Origin of the sequence: Streptomyces sp. BF23-19 (assembly GCF_041106355.1) — a bacterium.
In the GTDB taxonomy this organism is placed as follows: Bacteria; Actinomycetota; Actinomycetes; order Streptomycetales; family Streptomycetaceae; genus Streptomyces; species Streptomyces virginiae_A.
The window spans coordinates 20,263-39,428 of sequence record NZ_JBGBPT010000038.1 but is presented as its reverse complement, the minus strand read 5'-3'; the positions used below and the strand labels follow the sequence as shown (position 1 = coordinate 39,428).

Genomic DNA, 19,166 nt, shown 5'->3' with positions numbered 1-19,166 from the left:
GAGAGGACGGCGCCGGGATGGGCTGGGTTACCGACTGGAGTGCGCAGGCAGCCTGCCGCACTACCGATCCGGATGAACTATTCGTTCAAGGAGCGGCACAGAACAGGGCCAAGGCGGTGTGCACCGGATGTCCGGTGCGGACCGAGTGCCTGGCCGACGCGCTCGACAACCGTGTCGAGTTCGGCGTGTGGGGCGGAATGACCGAGCGGGAACGACGTGCGCTGCTGCGCCGGCGTCCCACCGTCACCTCGTGGCGACGGCTGCTCGAAACCGCACGTACGGAGTACGAGCGCAGCACGGGCATCCTCACCATGGATGCAGACGCGGAGATCGACGTGTCGTACGAGACATACGCGGCAGCCGGGTAGATCACACGGCCGCCACGACGTACGAACGCCTACGCTCCGGCCGGTACCCCGGCCGCGAGTCGTTCTCCGATGGCCCGTAGCCCGGCGAGGTCGTGCACATCGCCGGGCAGGGCGGCCACTTCTGCCACCGCCACTTCGGGGTGCAGTGAGGTGAAGCGATCGCGTGTGCGCTGTTCACGCGCGATCACCTGCATGCGTTCCGCGTGCAGGCGCAGCAGTCCTGCCGTGATCCGGTCGACGACCGCGGTATCGCCTTCGGTGCCGGGGGAGCCTGTCTCGGGAGGGTTCGCGGTCCGGGTGGTTTCGGTGGGCTCGGAGGGTTCCGCGCCCGAGTCACGAAGTCCAGCTTTCCCGGACTCCTGATCGACAATGCCGCCTTCTTCAAGATTCTCTGCCGCGGCCAACGCCCGCTCGGCGGACAGCTGGTCGGCGCCACTGCCGTGCACCCGGTTCAGTACCAGACCGGCCAGCGGCATGCGTTCGGCGGCCAGCCGCTCCACGAAGTACGCCGCCTCGCGCAGGGCGTCCGGCTCGGGCGCGGCGACCACCAGGAAGGCCGTGCCGGGAGCCTGCAGCAGCCGGAAGGTGGCGTCCGCGCGCGTGCGGAAGCCGCCGAACATCGTGTCCATCGCGGCCACGAAGGTCTGGACGTCCTTCAGCAGCGAGGCCCCCATCAGCTTGCTGAGGGTGCCGGTCATCATCGACATACCGACATTCAGGAACTTCATCCCGGCCCGGCCGCCCACCTTGGCCGGAGCCATCAGCACCCGGATGAACTTCCCGTCCAGGAAGGACCCGAGCCGTTTGGGCGCGTCCAGGAAGTCCAGCGCGGACCGGCTCGGCGGAGTGTCGACGATGATCAGGTCCCAGTCGTCCCGGGCCCGCAGCTGCCCCAGCTTCTCCATCGCCATGTACTCCTGCGTGCCCGCGAAGCCGGCCGACAGGGACTGGTAGAAGGGGTTGGCGAGGATGGCCTGGGCCCGCTCGCCGTCCGCGTGCGCCTCGACGATCTCGTCGAACGTCCGCTTCATGTCCAGCATCATGGCGTGCAGTTCGCCGTCGCCCGCCCCTACGGTCTCCACCTTGCGCGGGGTGTTGTCCAGCGAGCCGATCCCCATCGACTGCGCGAGCCGCCGCGCCGGGTCGATGGTGAGCACGACGGCCTTGCGCCCGCGCCCGGCCGCCCGTACGCCGAGCGCGGCGGCCGTGGTGGTCTTGCCGACCCCGCCCGCCCCGCAGCACACGATGATCCGGGTCTCCGGGTCGTCCAACAGCCGGTCGACCGCCAGCCGCGGCGGAGTGTCCATGCCCACGGTGTCCACCCCCTCGCTCATTCGGCCACCGACTGCTTCCGCAATTCCTTGGCCAGCGCGTAGAGCCCGGCCAGATCCATCCCCGCGCCGAGCAGCGGCAGTTCGTACGTCGGCAGGTCCAGCCCCGCCAGTACGGAGCGCTGCGCGCGCTCCAGCTCCACCCGGCTCGCGTGCTCGCCGGCCTGCGTGAGCAGCGGGTCCACCAGCCGCTCGGCCAGCCCGCCGCGGCGTGCCCCGCCGAGCCCCGCCCGGGACAGCGACTTCGCCACCTCGGCGCGGTGGTCGCCGGCCGCGGTGCGCAGGGTGTCCTCGTCGAGATGGTGCGGTCGGACCATGTTCACGATGACCCGCCCGACCGGCAGGCCGGCCCCGCGCAGTTCCTCGATGCCGTCCGCGGTCTCCTGGACGGGCATCTCCTCCAGGAGGGTGACCAGATGCACGGCCGTCTCGGGGGACTTGAGGACCTTCATGACGGCCTGGGCCTGGTTGTGGATCGGCCCGAACCGGGCCAGGCCCGCCACCTCGTCGTTGACGTTCAGGAACCGGGTGATCCGTCCGGTCGGCGGCGCGTCCATGATCACGTGGTCGTAGACGTACCGGCCGGCCTTGTCCTTGCGCCGCACCGCCTCGCACGCCTTGCCGGTCAGCAGCACGTCGCGCAGTCCGGGGGCGATGGTCGTCGCGAAGTCGATGGCGCCGAGCTTCTTGAGCGCGCGGCCTGCCGAGCCGAGCTTGTAGAACATCTGGAGGTAGTCCAGCAGCGCCCGTTCGGCGTCGATGGCGAGCGCGTAGACCTCACCGCCCCCGCCGGGCGCCACGGCGATCTTCCGTTCCTCGTAGGGGAGTGCCTCGGCGCCGAAGAGCTGCGCGAGCCCCTGCCTGCCCTCGACCTCCACCAGAAGAGTCCGGCCGCCCTCGCGTGCGAGGGCAAGCGCGAGTGCTGCGGCGACCGTGGTCTTGCCGGTGCCGCCCTTGCCGCTGACCACCTGGAGCCTGCTCACAGCGTCCGAGCCTAATTCCTCGGGTTCGACTCCGGGGGTGCCGGGTGGTTCTGCCGGAGTGTTCGGGGGTGAGCTCCGTTACGTCCGGCCCGGATCGGCCGGGTCGGGGCCGGTTCGGGGCCCGGTGCGGACCTGCTCGGGGTCCGCGCCCTGGCCCGGTCGGGGTCCGGGTCGGGGCGGCCCGGCGCCTGCCCGGGTGAGGTGTCCGGCCGTCGGTTCCGGGGGCGGCATGCGGCCCGCACGACAGGCACTACCCTCGCTCCCATGACCAAGAAGTTCGAATATGCGACGGTCCCGCTGCTGGTTCACGCCACCAAGCAGATCCTGGACACCTGGGGCGAGGACGGCTGGGAGCTCGTCCAGGTCGTGCCCGGCCCGAACAACCCCGAGCAGCTCGTGGCCTACCTCAAGCGGGAGAAGGCATGAGCGCTGTAGAGGCGAAGCTGGCCGAGCTCGGCCTGACGCTCCCGGGCGTCGTCCCGCCGCTGGCCGCGTACCAGCCCGCCGTGCGGTCGGGCTCGTACGTCTTCACCGCGGGCCAGCTCCCGATGGTCAAGGGCAGCATGCCGATCACCGGCAAGGTCGGCGCCGAGGTCTCGGCGGAGCAGGCCAAGGAGCTGGCGGCGATCTGCGCGCTGAACGCCCTGGCCGCCGTCAAGTCGGTCGTCGGTGACCTCGACAAGATCGCGCGTGTCGTGAAGGTCGTCGGCTTCGTCGCCTCCGCCCCCGACTTCACGGCCCAGCCCGGCGTGCTGAACGGTGCGAGCGAGCTGCTGGGCGAGGTCCTCGGCGAGAAGGGCGTCCACGCCCGCAGCGCCGTCGGCGTGGCGGTCCTGCCGCTGGACGCCCCGGTCGAGGTCGAGATCCAGGTGGAGCTGGTCGCCGGAGCCTGATCCCTTCGGGGAGGGTTTCGCAGGGACGGGCCGGGTCGCGCACCGCGCGGTTCCCGGCCCGTCCCGCGTGCCGCCCCGGGGCCGGATCGCCCGTGCGAGCCACCCGCGCCGGCCGACCGTGTCGGCCACCCGCGACGGGGGACCCTCGAACATCGGGCCGGATGGCCGTAGCATCCGGCCATGCCGAATGGTCAGCATGGTCAGCAGCAGCCCCCCGCCGGAGGCCAGTGGTACCCGCCGGAGTGGCCCGACCGCATCCGCGCGCTCGCGGACGGCTCGCTCGTCCCGGTGGAGCCGCGGCGCGCCGCCACCGTGATGCTCCTGCGCGACACCCCCGACGGTCCCGCCGTACACATGCTGCGCAGGCGGGCCTCCATGGCCTTCGCCGGAGGCGCGTACGCCTATCCGGGTGGCGGGGTCGATCCGCGCGACGAGGAGCACCAGGTCGGCTGGGCGGGTCCCTCCCGGGAGGACTGGGCGGCCCGGCTCGGAACCGATCCCCTCACGGCCCAGGCCATCGTCTGCGGCGCCGTACGGGAGACCTTCGAGGAGGCGGGCGTCCTGCTCGCCGGTCGGACCCCGGACGAGATCGTCGGTGACACCACCGGAGACGACTGGGAGGCCGACCGGCAGGCCCTCGTGGCGCGGGAGCTGTCCTTCGCGGAGTTCCTCGACCGCCGCGGCCTGCGGCTGCGCTCGGACCTGCTCGGGGCGTGGGCGCGCTGGATCACCCCGGAGTTCGAGCCGCGCCGCTACGACACCTGGTTCTTCGTCGCCGCCCTCCCCGAGGGCCAGCGCACCCGCAACGCCTCCACCGAGGCCGACCGGACCGTGTGGATCCGCCCCGTCGACGCGGCCGCCGGGTACGACAAGGGCGAGCTGCTGATGATGCCGCCCACCATCTCCACGCTGCGGTCGCTGGAGCCGTACGGGAGCGCCGCGGGCGCGCTCGCCGCCGCGGCCGAGCAGGACCTCGCCCCGGTGCTGGCCCAGGCGACCTTGGAGGACGGCGAGCTGGTGCTCAGCTGGCCGGGGCACGACGAGTTCACCAAGCGCGTCCGCCCCGGACGTCCCGCGGGCCCCACAGGTACCGGAGGCCCCGCATGACCGACGCTGCCGCACTGCCCGGACAGCCCCGCGGAGTCGTCACCTCCGGCCCGGCGACCGCCCGCGCGGTGAACGTCCTGGCTCCCAACGCCTCCGCGATGACCCTCGACGGCACCAACACCTGGCTGGTGTCCGAGCCCGGCTCCGACCTCGCCGTCGTGATCGACCCCGGCCCGCTGGACGACATACACCTGCGGGCGGTCATCGCCACCGCCGAGCAGGCGGGCAAGCGGATCGCCCTCACCCTGCTCACCCACGGCCACCCCGACCACGCCGAGGGCGCGGGTCGCTTCGCCGAGCTCACCCGTACGAAGGTCCGCGCCCTGGATCCGGCCCTGCGCCTCGGTGACGAGGGCCTGGCCGCCGGGGACGTGATCCGGACCGGCGGGCTGGAACTGCGTGTGGTGCCGACCCCCGGCCACACCAGCGACTCGCTCTGCTTCCACCTGCCCGCCGACCGGGCCGTGCTGACCGGCGACACGATCCTGGGCCGCGGCACCACCGTCGTCGCCCACCCCGACGGCCGCCTCGGGGACTACCTGGACTCCCTGCGCCGCCTGCGCTCGCTCACCGTGGACGACGGGGTGCACACCGTCCTGCCGGGCCACGGGCCGGTCCTGGAGGACGCGCAGGGCGCCGTCGAGTACTACCTGGCCCACCGCGCCCACCGGCTCGCCCAGGTCGAGACCGCCGTCGAGAACGGCTGCCTGACCCCGGAGGCGGTCGTCGCCCAGGTCTACGCGGACGTGGACCGCTCCCTGTGGCCGGCCGCGGAATGGTCCGTCCGGGCGCAGCTGGAGTACCTTCAAGATCACGGACTGATCCCGGGAGGGCCTGAATGAACACCGTGTTCCTGTTGGTCGTGCTGGTCGCGACGGCCGGATGGATCACCTCGACGGTGACCCTGCGGGTGCAGAGCCTCCAGAACAAGGCGGACCGCATGGAGCGCCGGCTGGCCCTGGTGCTGGACCACTTCGGCATCGAGGAGCCGGAGCCGGCCGGGATGGACGAGGTACGCGCCCACCTCAGGGCCGACCGGCACATCTCGGCGATCAAGGAGTACCGCCGGATCACCGGCGCGGGCCTGGCGGAGGCCAAGCTGGCCGTCGACCGCCTCGCCGAGGCCGAGAAGGCCTGATCCGGCCCCGGGCCGAGGGTCAGCCCCGGCGCGGTGTCTTCGTGCCGTGCCGGGCCGTGTACTCGTCCGCCAGCCACGGCCCGAGGTCCTCGACGTAACCGCGCAGGACCTCGGGGTCCGCGACGGGATCCAGTGCGACGGCGGGCGCGGCCGCCACCTGCGCCGCGCGCTGCGGGTAGTACCTGCCGAAGATCTCCGCGGATTCGCCGAGGTCGCTGGTCCAACCGCCCCACCGCGGCATGACCAGCGTGAAGGCGGTGCGCACCAGGCGCCGGGAGAAGATCCGGCTCAGCGTCCGGTACTCCTCGGGGGTCGAGGCCTCCCGCACCCGCGTCCGCCACCCGGGCAGCAGCTCGGCCAGGTCGCCGTTGGTCTCGCGGGCGAGCAGGCTGTCCGGCCGGTAGCGCGGCAGGTGCTCGGCCAGGTCCGCCCCGAGCAGCGGGGTGCACAGGCAAGCGAGGAACCAGCCCAGGTCGAATCGTTCCGCCTCGCTCAGTACGGCGACCTTGTCCTGGAGCAGGATGCCGACGCCGTCGACCTCGGGGAAGTCCTCGTCGAGCCCGCGGGCGAGCACCTCGGCGGTGTCCCGGTCCTCGTCGGAGGGCTCGTGGTGCAGGACGAGCAGCAGGTCGAGGTCGGACCGCCCGGGCCGGGCCGTCCCGCGCGGCACGGACCCGTAGAGGTACGCGCTGTGCAGCCGTCGGCCGTACGCCTCGGCGGTCCGGGTCCGCGCGGCCGCCACGACGGCCCTGAACTCGCTCCGCACCCGCCCGAGGGACCCCTCACGCTCGAAGTACCCGTACGCGTCCAGCCCTCTGTGCTCCATGACTCCACTGTGCCTGGCCGCCGGTCCGGGGCGGCCCAGCCGACGCCGTGCGTCGGGAGGCAGAGCCACGGGGGCGGTGTCGGGCCCGGAAGACGCGTAGGGGTCCTGCCCGGGTGGGCAGGACCCCTACGAACGGCTGTGGCCGGCGTCAGCGGGAGCGCTTCGCGAGGCGCTCCACGTCCAGCAGGATGACCGCACGGGCCTCCAGGCGCAGCCAGCCGCGGCCCGCGAAGTCGGCCAGGGCCTTGTTCACGGTCTCGCGCGAGGCGCCGACGAGCTGTGCGAGCTCCTCCTGCGTCAGGTCGTGCACCACGTGGATGCCCTCCTCCGACTGCACGCCGAAGCGGCGCGACAGGTCGAGGAGCGCCCGCGCCACACGGCCGGGAACGTCGGAGAAGACCAGGTCGGACATCTGGTCGTTGGTCTTGCGCAGGCGGCGGGCGACGGCGCGCAGCAGCGCGGTCGCGACCTCGGGCCGGGCGTTGAGCCAGGGCTGGAGGTCACCGTGGCCGAGGCCGAGGAGCTTGACCTCGGTCAGCGCGGTGGCGGTGGCGGTACGCGGGCCCGGGTCGAAGAGCGACAGCTCGCCGATCAGCTCGCCGGGGCCGAGGACGGCCAGCATGTTCTCGCGGCCGTCGGGGGAGGTGCGGTGGAGCTTCACCTTGCCCTCGGTCACGACATACAGCCGGTCGCCGGGGTCGCCCTCGTGGAACAGGGCGTCACCGCGTGCGAGGGTCACCTCGCCCATGGAGGCGCGGAGCTCCGCGGCCTGCTCGTCATCGAGCGCCGCGAAGAGCGGGGCGCGCCGCAGAACGTCGTCCACGAGTCTCTCTCCTATGTCGACCAGCTCAGGGGACCGTGCTCCCCATTTTGCCGGACGGCTCAAACAGTGCGATCAATCACAAGGATGCCGGACGGACGGGCGTGCTGTGCGGCGTGAGGCCAATCGGAGTGGTGTTACCTGAGGTCCGGGCGGGTGTCAGCGGCCGGCCTTAGGCTGGCCGGGTGTCCAATAAGCCGGTGAGAGCACAGGCCAAGGGGTCCGCCGGAGTGACGGAGCCCCAAAATTCTGCCGTGGGCGAACATGTCCCAGTGAAGACGTCCGCGAGGGCTGCGGCCACCCCTCAGGGCAAAGTTTCGGCCAAGAAACCGAAGTCGGCCAAGTCGGAATCGCACCTGGCCATGGTGCGCAGGGCGCGGCGCATCAACCGCGAACTGGCCGAGATCTATCCGTACGCCCATCCGGAGCTCGACTTCCGCAATCCCTTCGAGCTGCTCGTCGCGACGGTGCTGTCCGCCCAGACCACCGACCTGCGGGTGAACCAGACGACTCCGGCCCTCTTCGCGGCCTACCCGACCCCCGAGGACATGGCCGCGGCCGCCCCGGAGGATCTGGAGGAGCTGATCCGGCCGACCGGGTTCTTCCGGGCCAAGTCGAGGTCCCTGCTCGGCCTCTCGCAGGCCCTGCGGGACAACTTCGGCGGGGAGGTGCCGGGCCGGATCGAGGACCTGGTGACGCTGCCCGGAGTGGGCCGCAAGACCGCGAACGTGGTTCTCGGCAATGCGTTCGGGTTCGCCACTTAGGTACCACGGTTTACGAGCGCGCTCTCTGCCTAGGGAGGCGGGCCCGAGGGGTCCACTACGAGACCCCTAGGAGTAGGCGTGTTGGACACGTCCCCCGCTGGCATTCCGGCTAGCTTCCTGGCCCGGCCAGTCACCGAGGCCGTAGCCGTCAGCTACGTACGGCAGTCCTCGGCCAAGACCAACAAGACCGAGGCATCCCCCCTCACACAGCGCGCAACCAACGAGACCCGTTCCACCGAACTCAACGCGCGGTTCGTCCGGCACTACCAGGACATCGGCGTTTCCGGATGGGACCCGGACGCACACCGCGAAGGCTTTGAGGAAATGCTCACGGCTGCCCGCGCTGGAGCGTTCAACGTCCTCATCGTCTACGACGTAAGCCGGTTCTCTCGGCGTGAACTGCGCGACGCTGGCCCGGTAGTGTTCGAACTTCACCGGCTCGGAATCACGATCGTCAGCGTCAGCGAGGGCGTATTCCCGCCTAACGACACGATGACGCTGATCTACCTGCTTATGCGGCTCGATGCCGTCAATAAGGAGTCGGCCGTCAAGTCGCAGAAAGTCCGCGACGTAAAGGCAGCGCAGCGCGCCAAGGGGTCGTGGCTGGGGGGACAAACCCCGTACGGTCTCGACGGCGAGAAGTACGCAGAGGGAAAGCTCGACCTTATGCGTCTCGTCCACAATAAGGCCGAGGCCGCAAACCTCCGCCGAATTGGGGCGCTGATCCTCAAGCACATGAACGACCCGGTTACCCGCAAGCCTGGCCAGCGGAACCCCGGCACCCTTTCCGCGCTGTGCGACGACATGAACGCGAATCGCGTCAAGACGCGCGGACAGCGCAAGGGTAAGGAGTGCAAGAATTCCGTCTGGCAAGTAAAGACCCTGAAATGGATTCTGCTTAACCCCGCAATTGCGGGTATGCGGGCTGAACCCATATACAAAGTTCGGGAAAACGGTACCAGGACTAGCACACTCATCGGATACCGGATCGTCCGGGACGAGGACGGCCGCCCCGAAATGATCTGTGAGCCGATCATTCCTCCGGCGCAATGGTTCGTCATTCGGGAATGGCTCTTGAGTCGGGGCCAGGGCGAGGGAGTGGCCCACGGAACGTCTCTCCTTAGCGGGCTCCGGAGTGCTCCCCGGAAACCGGTCCTCGTGTGTGAGTGTGGGAGGCCCGGAAAGGCGCAGAACAGCGGCGAAAAACCTATCTACCTTTGCACCCGAGGAACGACCATTGCGACCAACGGCGAACACTCGGGGCTCAACAGGGTCATGCAAAGCCACCTGGACGACTACGTGGCCCGACGTATCTTCGCGGTGATTGCCAGCGTGGAGAGTGGAGAGGCCAGCGCTGAGGAATTGGAGATTGTGGCCGAGGCGACGCGCATGTTCTCCCGCAGCGTGGAGAACCCCGAGACGGCCGCCGAGCGAACCGTAGTGGTAACCGAGCGGGCCGACGCGAACAACGCGCTAAGCGACCTTTACGACGACCTAGATGCTGGTCTCTATGAGGGGCAGATGGGGCGCGGCCGGTTCAAGGAAAAGAAAGGGCGAATCGAGGCACGGCTCAAGGCGGCCGAGACTCGGCTAGAGGAACTGGCCGACCCGGAAACCACCAAGCTCCCGCTTGATGACTGGCTAGAGGGAGATGAGGGCCCAATGGGCAAGGGTTCGTGGTGGGCAGCAGCGGACATGGCCGACCGGCGCAAGTTCGTTGAACTGTTCGTGGGCCGGATAACCGTCAAGGCCGTAGCGAACTCACACCAAGGCCGAGTGCGCGGCGGGTACAAGGTGGCCGACCGGATCAAGATTGAGTTTGTTCGGCCGGTGGCCGACGGCGACACGGAGGACTGAGGCGGCCTGTAAGGCGCGCTGAGCGGTTCTCAAGGGCTCGGTGGGATAACTCCCGCCGGGCCCTTTTCCATGCCCGCCTACGACCACACAGGAGCGCGGCCGGGGTCGGCCGGCCGGATGTCCTGACGGTCCGTCAGCTACTGCTCTTTACACACAACCTCTCTCAACACCGTAGGCACCTTCCGCCGTGAGGGTGCCTTTCATTTGGCCCTGATTTCGATGCACCGGAAAGGAGTCCGCCCATGCGCGCCGAGTGCGAATGCGGACAGCCCCTCAAAACCTACAGCGGCAGAGGACAGCGTCCGAAGTGGTGCAGTCGCTCATGCCGTGACGCCGCTTACTACCGGCGTAAGACATACGGACCCGTCTACCCCTGGCAGGTCCGAGAGGCAGTCCGCCTACTGGGGCGAAACCAAACTCTGAGTGCTGCCGAAATAGTCATCGAGCTGCGCGAAATCACCGACTTGCTGACTCGCGAGTTCGACGCCGCGCCAACCAAAAGGGCTATGGACGCGCACGGTGCGAGGAGCGGTGCCAGATATTTGTACGCCCTTGCCATGCGCTCACCCGAATTCGTTGAAGAGGTTTGCGCGCACTATCACCGCAACCGCTGAACAGCCCGAGAGGGAAACTGAAATGACCGAAGCGGAAAAGCAGCGCGCCCGTGTAGACGCACTCATTGTATGGGTCGAGGAGCGGCTAGAAACCCTCAACTACTGGGGCGTGACCTCGCTTACCCAAAGCGACCTGATTTTCCCCGACCCGCACCGGACGGCCGACGCCCCCGAGAGCAAGCCGCGTCGTGACCGAACCGCCCGCAATACCGCCGCCGCCCTCGCATTCCTGGAGAACGACAAGTGACCACCTTTGATGACGCCTACTGGGCACGCCAGCGCGAACTACTCAGCATTGACCCCGAAGTCCGGCACGTGAGCTTTGCTCGATTCGTTGCCGACCAGTGCGCCCACGAATTGCGACACGTCCAGCACGTCGGGTGGCACCGATGGAATGGCCGCGTATGGGAGGCAACCGGCGACGACGGCGCGGCTATGCAGGCAATCACGGACGCTGCGCGAGTGCTCATGCGCCACGGTGCCGAGAACTCCAGCGACATGGGTTGGTGCTCGGCTGCGTCTAGCAAGATGCTTGTAAATCACCAGCGGCGCGCGATGGTTTCGGAAATGGCGGTTCTCCCACAGTTCCGCGCCACGGTCGATGAGCTAGACGCACAGCGGCACCTACTCACATTCCGGAACGGCACGGTTGATCTCCGCACCGGCGAACTCCGCCCCCATGATCCGGCCGACATGCTCACGCAGACGGCGAACGTCGATTACGTGCCCGATGCCGAATGCCCGCGCTGGCTCCGATTTGTGGAAGAAGTCTTCCCCGACGACTCGGATATGCAGCGCTATTACCAGACCTTCCTAGGAATGGCGATTACCGGCGAGGTCCGAGAACACGCTCTAGGCGTCTGGTACGGCGAGCACGGCCGGAACGGCAAGGGCACCACCATTCGCACCATGCAAAAGGTGTTCGGGCACGACGTGGTGCATGAGGTGCCGTTCACAATCTTTGAGAACGTACGCGGGCAGTCCGTCCACACCGAGCACGTTGCAGCGCTGCGAGGAAAGCGGCTCATCGTCGCGCAGGAGGGAAACCAGGGCGTCCCCATGAATACCGCCCTACTCAAGAACTGGAGCGGCGGAGACCGAATCAGCGCACGACACCTTCACGGAAAGGTGTTCTCTTTCGACCCCACGTTTACCATCGTGCTCGCTACCAACTACCTGCCGGAATTCGGCTCGGGTGGAGCCGCGCTGTGGGCCCGCACTAAGGCAATGCTTTTCGGCGTCTCCTTTGCCGACCGGCGCGACCCGGACCTAGAGCCGACCATTCAGGGGCCCGAGCGAGAGGGCGTAGCCGCATGGGTGGTGCGCGGTGCCGTCCGGTACTACAGCGAGGGGCTACGTGACCCGCTGGCGGTGCTAGCGGCGACCGACCACCACAAGGAGGAGGTGGACCCGCTGCGACCCCTTGTCGAGGAGGTTTTCGCCTATGACGACAAGAGCGAGGTAAAGCGGTCCGACTTCAACCGGGAGCTGAAGGAGTGGCGCGATGCCAACGGCGATAAGTCGGCCAAGTTCTCCCCGAGCAACGTCAAGAACCACCTAAAGACGAACGGCGTTACCGAGGTCCAGCGCAAGGGAAAGGGCTGGATGTACCAGGGCATTTACCTGCTGTCCGAGCCGCCCGCGCACCTAGCCGAGTCGTTCGGGCCGGGGATTCTCGACCAGACGCAGCGCTGACAGCGAAAGGGACGCTTTAGCGGGAGGCGGTAACAGAAAAGCTGTTACCTGTACCTAGCTCCTATATACGTATGGGGAGAAGGTACAGGTAACAAGAAATGCGTTACCCGCTTCCCGCATTCGCGGCCTTTCCGCTGTACCCCCGTGCCGGCCGTCACGCTTAGATAACGACTAGCGGCCGGGCGTCCATAACTCCAAACCTTTCCGTCCTAGCGCTTTACGTACTGCCTCTCTTAAGAGTGTGGGTGGTACCTCTCGTTTCCCCTCGGTCGGCGCGTGGCCGGTCGGCTCTCCTCGGCCGGTCCACTCCGTCGGCACACCTAAACGTTTAGGTGTGGTAGGCGACCCCTCACAATGCGGCTGCATCCGCAATCCCCTGATTCTTCGGCGAGTCGTAGATACGCGCGCATAGTCGGCGTACTCCTCCCCGATGGGCCCCCTTGCCCGCCACGGTCTATGCAGAGACCCGGCGAGTAAGGGGGCCTTTTCTGTATCCGAAAGGACTCCCCATGGTCGCCCGAGAATGGGCCGATGTGCAGAACAGCAGCGGTTCGACTTCCTACGACCGGAAGTACGCCGAGCGCCGTTCCCGTGGCGTGGTACCCAAAATCAACAGTTCCGATTACTCCGACCACTACGCGGAAAAGGCAGCGGCTCGCGAGGCAGGGCAGCGAGAGGCCAAGGAATACCGGGACGCTGTTGAGTGTGACCGTGAATGGCGCACGCGCTATGAGGCGAAGGAGCGTTACGCGACGGGAAACCCTGAGCCACACTTTCCCGACGCCAGCGACGAGGAATATACCGAGCGCTCTACTGAATGGCGGAACTGGCACGCGCGGAAGGATGAGTATCTGATGCGTGCCGAGGGTGAGCAGATAGCCGCTCGCATTTCCCGCCGCCGATAACCACACCACCCGAGAGGAAACCGAGATGGAACTAGCAAACCAGGACATGCGTATTGCGCTGTCTTACTCTGACGCCGCTAAGAAGCGGATCACCGAACTAGAGCGTGTTGTCCAGCGCGCAAAGCGGCCCGAGGACATTTGGACCGATGAGGCGCAGCTACTCGGCATTGACCCGTGGCATTGTGACCTAGCTCCGGCTGTGGCCGTCGAGCGTTGGGCCAAGGTGCAGGAACTGAGCGGCGCTTGTGACGACCTAGAGACCCGCTGGAACGAGCTGGAGATCGAGGCCGAGGACATTCGCATGAATGCCGCCAAGGCTCATGCTGACGCGCTGCGGAAGGGCGCTAAGGCCCCTGCGGCGGCCGCTAAGGCATTCGAGGCAGACGCGCAGCTAGAGGGGTGTTCGCTGGCACTGCGCGAGACCGTGGCCGACCTGCACCGGGCGCGTGATTCCTATGAGTCGCTGCTAAAGGATCGGGCGTTCCTCGGTCAGTACCGTAAGGCTGTAATCGCTGAGTTCAACGCACAGCGCAAGCGGGCAGCCGAGGCATTCAGTGCTGCGGCCGGTGCAATCAACGAGACTCGCCGTCGATTTGGCGTGCTTCACTCGCTGACCATGGGCGCTCTACTCGATATCCCCGAGGACGCACAGGGGTACCTAGTTCTGAGCGGGCAGGGTTGGGGACAGGCTGACCTATCTTCAGCAATCGGTATCATTTCTCGACAGGTGGGCGAGACCGACCCTTTCCTTTCGGGTGAGTTCCTGACTGCGCCCATGGATGACGTCAACGCTACGGCGATTGAGACGGCCGAGAGGGTCAAGGCCGAGATCGATAAGAGTCGGCAGAACCATTACTCGCCTGACGGGATTGTCAGTAGCCGGAGTATCTGAAGTCATGCTGTGCGGGGTCGGCCCGGATATCCACCGGCCCCGCTCTCTGCCCTACTGCTGCATTCCTTGCGCTGCGATTCCCTGAATTCGTCTCGGGTTTCACGCTAGGTGACGGCCGGCTGGGGCCACGGAAAGTGACCAAGGGGGTGGGGGGTGACCCCCTTTTAGGGCCTTTCCGCACCGCAAGCGTATAGCAGCTCCCTCCCTGTACGGGTTATGGAGTCGCCGAAGCCCCCGGCCGTCACAGCGCGTCATATCGACACCGCCCGCATTCGCTACCGCTGGTTACGTAGCGCGGTGACCACACCTAAACGTTAAGGGGTGCCCCGAGTGTTTGAGATTCCGGAATGCATTCGGAGCGGATGCACGAATCCGCGTCAACCCCGCAGCGGTAAGAGGGCCGTCCAGCCGTGGTGCCGCTCCCGTTGCCGCAAGTGGCATCGAGCCTTTACCGCATTCAGCGAGGGTGGTTCGGCGTATGGCCGGAATGCGGAAACCGATGCTGCGCTGTTCTCTGAAATCCTCGGGGGACTGAACGATCCCCGGAGCCTGCCCGTGCTCGATGAGCTTTTCGACGTGTACGGCCGAGCGTGAGGCCGCGCGGGACGACCCTGGAATTGCGGCTCTCGCTGACCACCTCCTTAACGTTGGGAGGTGCTACTAGCCCCCGATGACTTGCCCCGCTGTGGGTCGGTCGTCGGGGGCTTTTTGTGCCGCTATTGAACGCGTTCAAAAAAGGGTGCGTCTGTTCAGCGCGGAAGCAACCTCGGGGGTGTGACGAGTCGCGCCCGTTCGTGTAGATCACGCGCTGTGTGGTTTTTCAGGTAGGGGCGAATTCGGCTGTGCATTGCGGCTAGGTTTCGATCACACTGTCCGGACTGCACCAGGGGGTATATCTCCAAGACTCGCCCCCACGTTTCGCACGCTGCCTCCAAGCGGCCGACCTCTAGTTGCCGTTCAGCCAGCATGGACAGATAGCGAATGCTCGTCCGCCGGAAAGCGCTGGGGCGCAACCGGTCCGATTCCTTTAGGGATTCGATCGAACCTGCCACGTCGCCCATTTCGTAGCGAACCTGTCCCACGTGGTAGGCCAGCGAGGACGGGTTGTAGGACCCGAAAGTCTTTGACTGCGACTCGGCTTTCTCCATTGCCACTTCGGCTTCCTGAATCCGCTGTAGGGCCATACGTCCGTTGTCCTCCTGCGCGGCTGCGTGCGCCTGTTGTCCGGCAAGAAACGCGCGCATTCGGGGACCGGCCTGCGGGGAAGCGGCAGCGGCAGCATCGGCGAGGCGCATTGCTTCGGCCCCGTGCCCGAGGTCCACGGCCTGAACGCTCATGCCCCGGAGTGTGGTGCAGAACGTGAGGTGATCCTCGGATGCCCCGGCGAGTTCAAGCGCTTTCAGGTAGTAGCGCTGTGCCATTCCGTGAACGCCCTCATCAACCGCCATATACCCCGTGAGATATGAGAGATCCGACGCGGCGGACATCATCGCCTTGCGAACATTTTCCGGAGCATCAGCGCGCAAGTAGGGGGCAACGGTGTTGACCAGATAGGCGGCGGCCATCGGCCGCGCTGTCCGTCCCCCGAACTGGTCGTCAATGTCTGAGAGTCGTTCGGTCATGGCGATGACCGATTGAACGTCGGACATTCCGATGCGCTGTGTCTCGCCCTTCTGGACGGCTTCCATTCGACCGACTACGTCCGGCCAATTGGGCACAGTGAGGGCGACAGAGAACAGACCTACTCCGAGCACGCTCCGGCGCGACGGGTCCATATCTTGCCTCCCCAGGTCTAGCAGCCCTTCCACGGTACTGGGGAGCGCGCTGGAATCTTCGGCGGGAGGGGGCGGGAATCCTGCTTCGCTGTGCGTGATGGGGCGGCCGAGCTTCCGGGCCAGTGCTTCCAAGATCAGCGGGCGGACGGCCTCTTTCGGCATGTGGCCGTTGAGCCACTGATGCACTGAGGGTTCGCGGTATTTGAGAGGCGTCCCCCGCTCGGTGCCCAGCTTGTTGACCTCTTGTGCGAACTGGCGCAGCGTCCAGCCGGTTTCCCGATGCAGCCGGGCAAGCATCTCGTTGGGACTGGCCACCGGTCATCAACTCCCCGCGTCTTCAAACCGCTTAAAGCTCTTAAGTCCTGGCGCTGTCGCAACGGTACCCCTCACCCGTGGTCACGCGGTTGCCTTCTGTGAGCAGCCGAACGAGCACGAGAGGGGCGGCCATGAGCAGCCGTGAAAGCGCACGTGAGCACCCCCGGGACTGGGAGGCGGGGGAAACGGCGCTTGACGTCTCCACAGGCCGCGTAGGCCGCGTCATGGGCCACGTGGGACCGCGCTACCAACTGCGCCCGCTGAACGGTGGCCGGGAGTGGGAGGCCGACCCCGAGAACCTGGAAGCCGCCTACCAGTCAGACGCCCTGAGCGCCGCTGTGGTCACTGCCAACACAAGCCAGCGGATAAGGGAGCGGATGTGAGAGGGCTCCTCAGGTTCACCCCGGAACAGCGCGCGGAGATCGACGCCGGATTGGTGCGGATCTTCGCGGAGCGGGAGGCCCGGGCATGGGAGGCGGCCATATGGCGTGCGGCTCCCGTGCTTGTTCGGTGCGCTGCGGAACAGTTCATCCACCACAAGGAGGCACAGCAATGACGGCAACCGCGAACGACCTTCGGACCGGCCGCGCGCTGGTCAGCTCGGACCTGTTCGACAGCATCGCCGAGTTCACCGTGACCCACTTCGGCTACGACCTGGAGAAGGCGGAGCGCGCGACTGATCAGGCCCTCGCGTTCCTCGCCACGGTCGGCACGGCCACGGTGAAGATGGTCCCGAGTGACGACGTGGACGGCGCGCTGCACTCGTTCATCCTGCACACCGCCGACTACCGCGAGTTCTGCGAGACGTACGCGGGCCGGTTCCTGGAGCACAACCCGCGCCCGGGTGGTGGTGGCCGGGTCCTGGCCGAGGTGCAGGCGACGGCGCACGCGATCAAGGCCAGCGGGTTCATGGTGCTGGATGCGCTGTGGACCGTGAACGGCGAGAACGCGGCGCAGTGTGACTCTGACTGTGGGCGCGACTACCGGGCCGTCTGACTGCTGGCCGAACCAGACAGGTGAAGCGTGGGGCCGGTTGCCAACTACGGTGACCGGCCTCGCTGTTGGAAGGTGGAGCATGATTTTCGATGGCCCGTACAGCCCGCCGGACGGTGCGCTGCAACTGCTCAATCCGGGCCCCGCCGAACTGATCCTTAACCGGCGCGGGTCGTCAGTGTGGAAGGTCAAAACCGAGGTCGGCCCCTACGCGGTGAAAGTCGGCTACCCGAGTCGGACGCACGCATGGACCGCCCTGGCCCCTGCCCGTGAAGCCGCCGTTCTGCGACAGCTCACCCATGAACGGATCTTCAGCGGCGAATGGGAACACGGCACGTGGGGCGCTCAACCATGGCGGCGCGGAGACGCCCTCTACGACCGGTGGGCACCCTGCCGGAAAGGGGCGGCAGAGCCGGACATCGGGGAGGCGCTTTCCTGCGCTGTGGCCCTGTCGGGACTGCACGGAATGGGGTGGGTGCACGGGGATGTGCAGCCCGCACATTTCCTTCTGGGGGAGTCGGGTGGGGCGTTCTTGATCGATCTTGCGCTGTCCAGCGGAGGACGGATTCCTCGGGCGTTCGACTTCCCGTATCGGGGATGTCTCGTCCACTACGAAGCGCCGGAAATCTCGGCCAGCGTGTTGGAGTCGGGAGCGGCAACGCCGACGCAGGAATCCGACGTGTACGCGCTGGGGGCGGCACTGTTCATCAGCGCGACCGGTTGGCGGCATGTGGCTTACCCGGACGACGCTCCCCGAGAGGTCCAGCGGCAAGCCATCGTGGCGGGCCCTCACCGCCCCGTGAACGTCCCCGGAGCGCTGGGCGGACTCATCCCTCACATGCTGACCCGTTCGCCCGCTGACCGGCCTACCAGCGCCGAGGTCTGCGAGAGGCTGAGTGCGGCCCTGTAGAGCTGTGCCGGGCCCTGTCTGTGCGCTTCCCCCATGGCGCATGGGCGGGGCCTTTACGCTGGCCGGTATGGCGGAAGAGACCCGGTTGGCAATGGTCCGGCGGGCGCGGAAGATCAATCGCGCTCTAGCCGATGTGTACCCGTATGCGCACTGCGAGCTAGACCACGTGAACGCGTGGCAACTGTTGGTCGCCACGGTGCTTAGCGCGCAGACGACAGACCTGCGTGTGAACCAAGTGACCCCGGCCCTGTTCACCAAGTACCCGCGTCCGGCTGATCTGGCCGGGGCCGACCCGGCAGACGTCGAGGAGCTCATCCGGCCGACCGGGTTCTTCCGGGCGAAGACTCGGAGCATCACCGGGATTGCCGCTGCGATCATGGCTGACCATGACGGGATGGTCCCGCGCACCCTCGCTGACCTGGTGAAACTTCCCGGGGTCGGCCGGAAAACGGCGTTCGTCGTGACCGGCAACGCGTGCGCCTGCGAGCCCAGCCGGGCGGGTTTTCTTGACCATGGTGCTAAAGTGCACACCCCCTTCGGTGTCCCGGGGATCACGGTGGACACGCATTTCGGCCGGCTGGTGCGCCGCTGGAAGCTGACCGAGCAGGAGGACCCGGAGAAGGTCGAGGCCGAGATCTGCGCGATCTTCCCGAAGAGCGAGTGGACGATGCTCTCGCACCGGGTCGTCTTCCACGGCCGCCGGATCTGCCATTCGCGCAAGCCGGCCTGCGGGGCCTGCCCGATCGCCCCGCTCTGCCCGGCGTACGGAGAGGGCGAGACCGACCCGGAGAAGGCGAAGAAGCTGCTCAAGTACGAGAAGGGCGGTCAGCCCGGCCAGCGGCTGACCCCGCCCCCGGACTACCCGGGCCTCCCGGCCCCGCCGCTGGGCGGGGCTGTGGCGGCGCCGTAGCGGGCGTACGGGGCCGGTGGGGACGAAGGGGCGGGGGAGGGGCGGGAAGGGCGCGGGACGCAGGGGTGCG

At 67.4% G+C, this 19,166-nt stretch carries 20 protein-coding genes and 1 pseudogene; 16 read left to right on the top strand and 5 right to left on the bottom strand.

Annotated elements, in window-relative coordinates; genetic code table 11:
- Window positions 1-17: 17 nt before the first annotated feature.
- Complete coding sequence (locus AB8A24_RS21870; protein WP_030009547.1) at window positions 18-368, top strand: WhiB family transcriptional regulator; 351 nt, start codon at window positions 18-20, stop codon at window positions 366-368.
- Window positions 369-397: 29 nt separating this feature from the next.
- On the opposite strand, the gene AB8A24_RS21865 is transcribed toward AB8A24_RS21870, so the two are convergent.
- Complete coding sequence (locus AB8A24_RS21865) at window positions 398-1,702, bottom strand: ArsA family ATPase (protein WP_369477227.1); 1,305 nt, start codon at window positions 1,700-1,702, stop codon at window positions 398-400.
- Entirely contained in the window at window positions 1,699-2,682 is a 984-nt protein-coding gene (locus AB8A24_RS21860) for an ArsA-related P-loop ATPase (RefSeq protein ID WP_266382440.1), read from the bottom strand. The genes AB8A24_RS21865 and AB8A24_RS21860 overlap by 4 nt, the downstream gene beginning before the upstream one ends.
- Window positions 2,683-2,946: 264 nt before the next feature.
- Between AB8A24_RS21860 and AB8A24_RS21855 the strand changes: the two genes are divergently transcribed.
- The 5 genes from AB8A24_RS21855 to AB8A24_RS21835 all read left to right on the top strand — a co-directional run bounded on the left by AB8A24_RS21855 (window position 2,947) and on the right by AB8A24_RS21835 (window position 5,820).
- A complete protein-coding gene (locus AB8A24_RS21855; protein ID WP_007264966.1) occupies window positions 2,947-3,108 on the top strand; it encodes a DUF4177 domain-containing protein in 162 nt (53 codons plus the stop codon).
- Window positions 3,105-3,575 carry a RidA family protein gene (locus AB8A24_RS21850; protein WP_030755866.1) on the top strand — a complete coding sequence of 157 codons (471 nt, stop codon included), beginning with the start codon at window positions 3,105-3,107 and terminating at the stop codon, window positions 3,573-3,575. Before AB8A24_RS21855 ends, AB8A24_RS21850 begins: the two co-directional genes overlap by 4 nt.
- A gap of 180 nt (window positions 3,576-3,755) precedes the next feature.
- The gene (locus AB8A24_RS21845) at window positions 3,756-4,682 is read left to right on the top strand and encodes an NUDIX hydrolase (RefSeq protein ID WP_369477223.1); all 927 of its coding nucleotides are present in this window, start codon (window positions 3,756-3,758) and stop codon (window positions 4,680-4,682) included.
- Window positions 4,679-5,524 (top strand): MBL fold metallo-hydrolase, encoded by an 846-nt coding sequence (locus AB8A24_RS21840; RefSeq protein ID WP_030726710.1) that lies wholly within the window; start codon window positions 4,679-4,681, stop codon window positions 5,522-5,524. The genes AB8A24_RS21845 and AB8A24_RS21840 overlap by 4 nt, the downstream gene beginning before the upstream one ends.
- The gene (locus AB8A24_RS21835; protein ID WP_030726713.1) at window positions 5,521-5,820 is read left to right on the top strand and encodes a hypothetical protein; all 300 of its coding nucleotides are present in this window, start codon (window positions 5,521-5,523) and stop codon (window positions 5,818-5,820) included. The genes AB8A24_RS21840 and AB8A24_RS21835 overlap by 4 nt, the downstream gene beginning before the upstream one ends.
- 19 nt (window positions 5,821-5,839) lie before the next feature.
- On the opposite strand, the gene AB8A24_RS21830 is transcribed toward AB8A24_RS21835, so the two are convergent.
- The gene (locus AB8A24_RS21830; protein WP_369477222.1) at window positions 5,840-6,646 is read right to left on the bottom strand and encodes a nucleotidyltransferase domain-containing protein; all 807 of its coding nucleotides are present in this window, start codon (window positions 6,644-6,646) and stop codon (window positions 5,840-5,842) included.
- 148 nt (window positions 6,647-6,794) lie between these two features.
- Window positions 6,795-7,469, bottom strand: a complete 675-nt coding sequence (locus AB8A24_RS21825; protein ID WP_003981529.1) for a Crp/Fnr family transcriptional regulator — start codon at window positions 7,467-7,469, stop codon at window positions 6,795-6,797.
- A gap of 269 nt (window positions 7,470-7,738) precedes the next feature.
- Between AB8A24_RS21825 and nth (AB8A24_RS21820) the strand changes: the two are divergent.
- The 6 genes and pseudogenes from nth (AB8A24_RS21820) to AB8A24_RS21795 all read left to right on the top strand — a co-directional run.
- Window positions 7,739-8,218: pseudogene (gene nth, locus AB8A24_RS21820) on the top strand (endonuclease III); the annotation flags it as partial.
- A 90-nt stretch (window positions 8,219-8,308) separates the two neighbouring features.
- On the top strand, window positions 8,309-10,087 hold the full coding sequence (locus tag AB8A24_RS21815) for a recombinase family protein (protein WP_369477217.1): 1,779 nt from the start codon (window positions 8,309-8,311) through the stop codon (window positions 10,085-10,087).
- Window positions 10,088-10,723: 636 nt separating this feature from the next.
- Entirely contained in the window at window positions 10,724-10,948 is a 225-nt protein-coding gene (locus AB8A24_RS21810; RefSeq protein WP_369477215.1) for a hypothetical protein, read from the top strand.
- Window positions 10,945-12,396 (top strand): phage/plasmid primase, P4 family, encoded by a 1,452-nt coding sequence (locus AB8A24_RS21805; protein WP_369477213.1) that lies wholly within the window; start codon window positions 10,945-10,947, stop codon window positions 12,394-12,396. Before AB8A24_RS21810 ends, AB8A24_RS21805 begins: the two co-directional genes overlap by 4 nt.
- 509 nt (window positions 12,397-12,905) lie before the next feature.
- Window positions 12,906-13,301, top strand: coding sequence for a hypothetical protein (locus AB8A24_RS21800; protein ID WP_369477212.1), 396 nt, complete (start codon window positions 12,906-12,908; stop codon window positions 13,299-13,301).
- A 25-nt stretch (window positions 13,302-13,326) separates the two neighbouring features.
- The gene (locus AB8A24_RS21795; RefSeq protein WP_369477210.1) at window positions 13,327-14,193 is read left to right on the top strand and encodes a hypothetical protein; all 867 of its coding nucleotides are present in this window, start codon (window positions 13,327-13,329) and stop codon (window positions 14,191-14,193) included.
- Between the two features lie 749 nt (window positions 14,194-14,942).
- Here AB8A24_RS21795 and AB8A24_RS21790 read toward each other — a convergent pair.
- Window positions 14,943-16,265 carry a tetratricopeptide repeat protein gene (locus AB8A24_RS21790; protein ID WP_369477248.1) on the bottom strand — a complete coding sequence of 441 codons (1,323 nt, stop codon included), beginning with the start codon at window positions 16,263-16,265 and terminating at the stop codon, window positions 14,943-14,945.
- A 149-nt stretch (window positions 16,266-16,414) separates the two neighbouring features.
- Between AB8A24_RS21790 and AB8A24_RS21785 the strand changes: the two genes are divergently transcribed.
- The 4 genes from AB8A24_RS21785 (at window position 16,415) to nth (AB8A24_RS21770) (ending at window position 19,096) form a co-directional block, all read left to right on the top strand.
- Window positions 16,415-16,666 (top strand): hypothetical protein, encoded by a 252-nt coding sequence (locus AB8A24_RS21785; protein ID WP_369477209.1) that lies wholly within the window; start codon window positions 16,415-16,417, stop codon window positions 16,664-16,666.
- 169 nt (window positions 16,667-16,835) lie between these two features.
- The gene (locus tag AB8A24_RS21780; RefSeq protein WP_369477208.1) at window positions 16,836-17,279 is read left to right on the top strand and encodes a hypothetical protein; all 444 of its coding nucleotides are present in this window, start codon (window positions 16,836-16,838) and stop codon (window positions 17,277-17,279) included.
- Window positions 17,280-17,358: 79 nt separating this feature from the next.
- Window positions 17,359-18,186 (top strand): protein kinase, encoded by an 828-nt coding sequence (locus tag AB8A24_RS21775; protein ID WP_369477207.1) that lies wholly within the window; start codon window positions 17,359-17,361, stop codon window positions 18,184-18,186.
- Window positions 18,187-18,226: 40 nt separating this feature from the next.
- Window positions 18,227-19,096 carry an endonuclease III gene (nth, locus tag AB8A24_RS21770; RefSeq protein ID WP_369477206.1) on the top strand — a complete coding sequence of 290 codons (870 nt, stop codon included), beginning with the start codon at window positions 18,227-18,229 and terminating at the stop codon, window positions 19,094-19,096.
- Window positions 19,097-19,166: the final 70 nt, after the last annotated feature.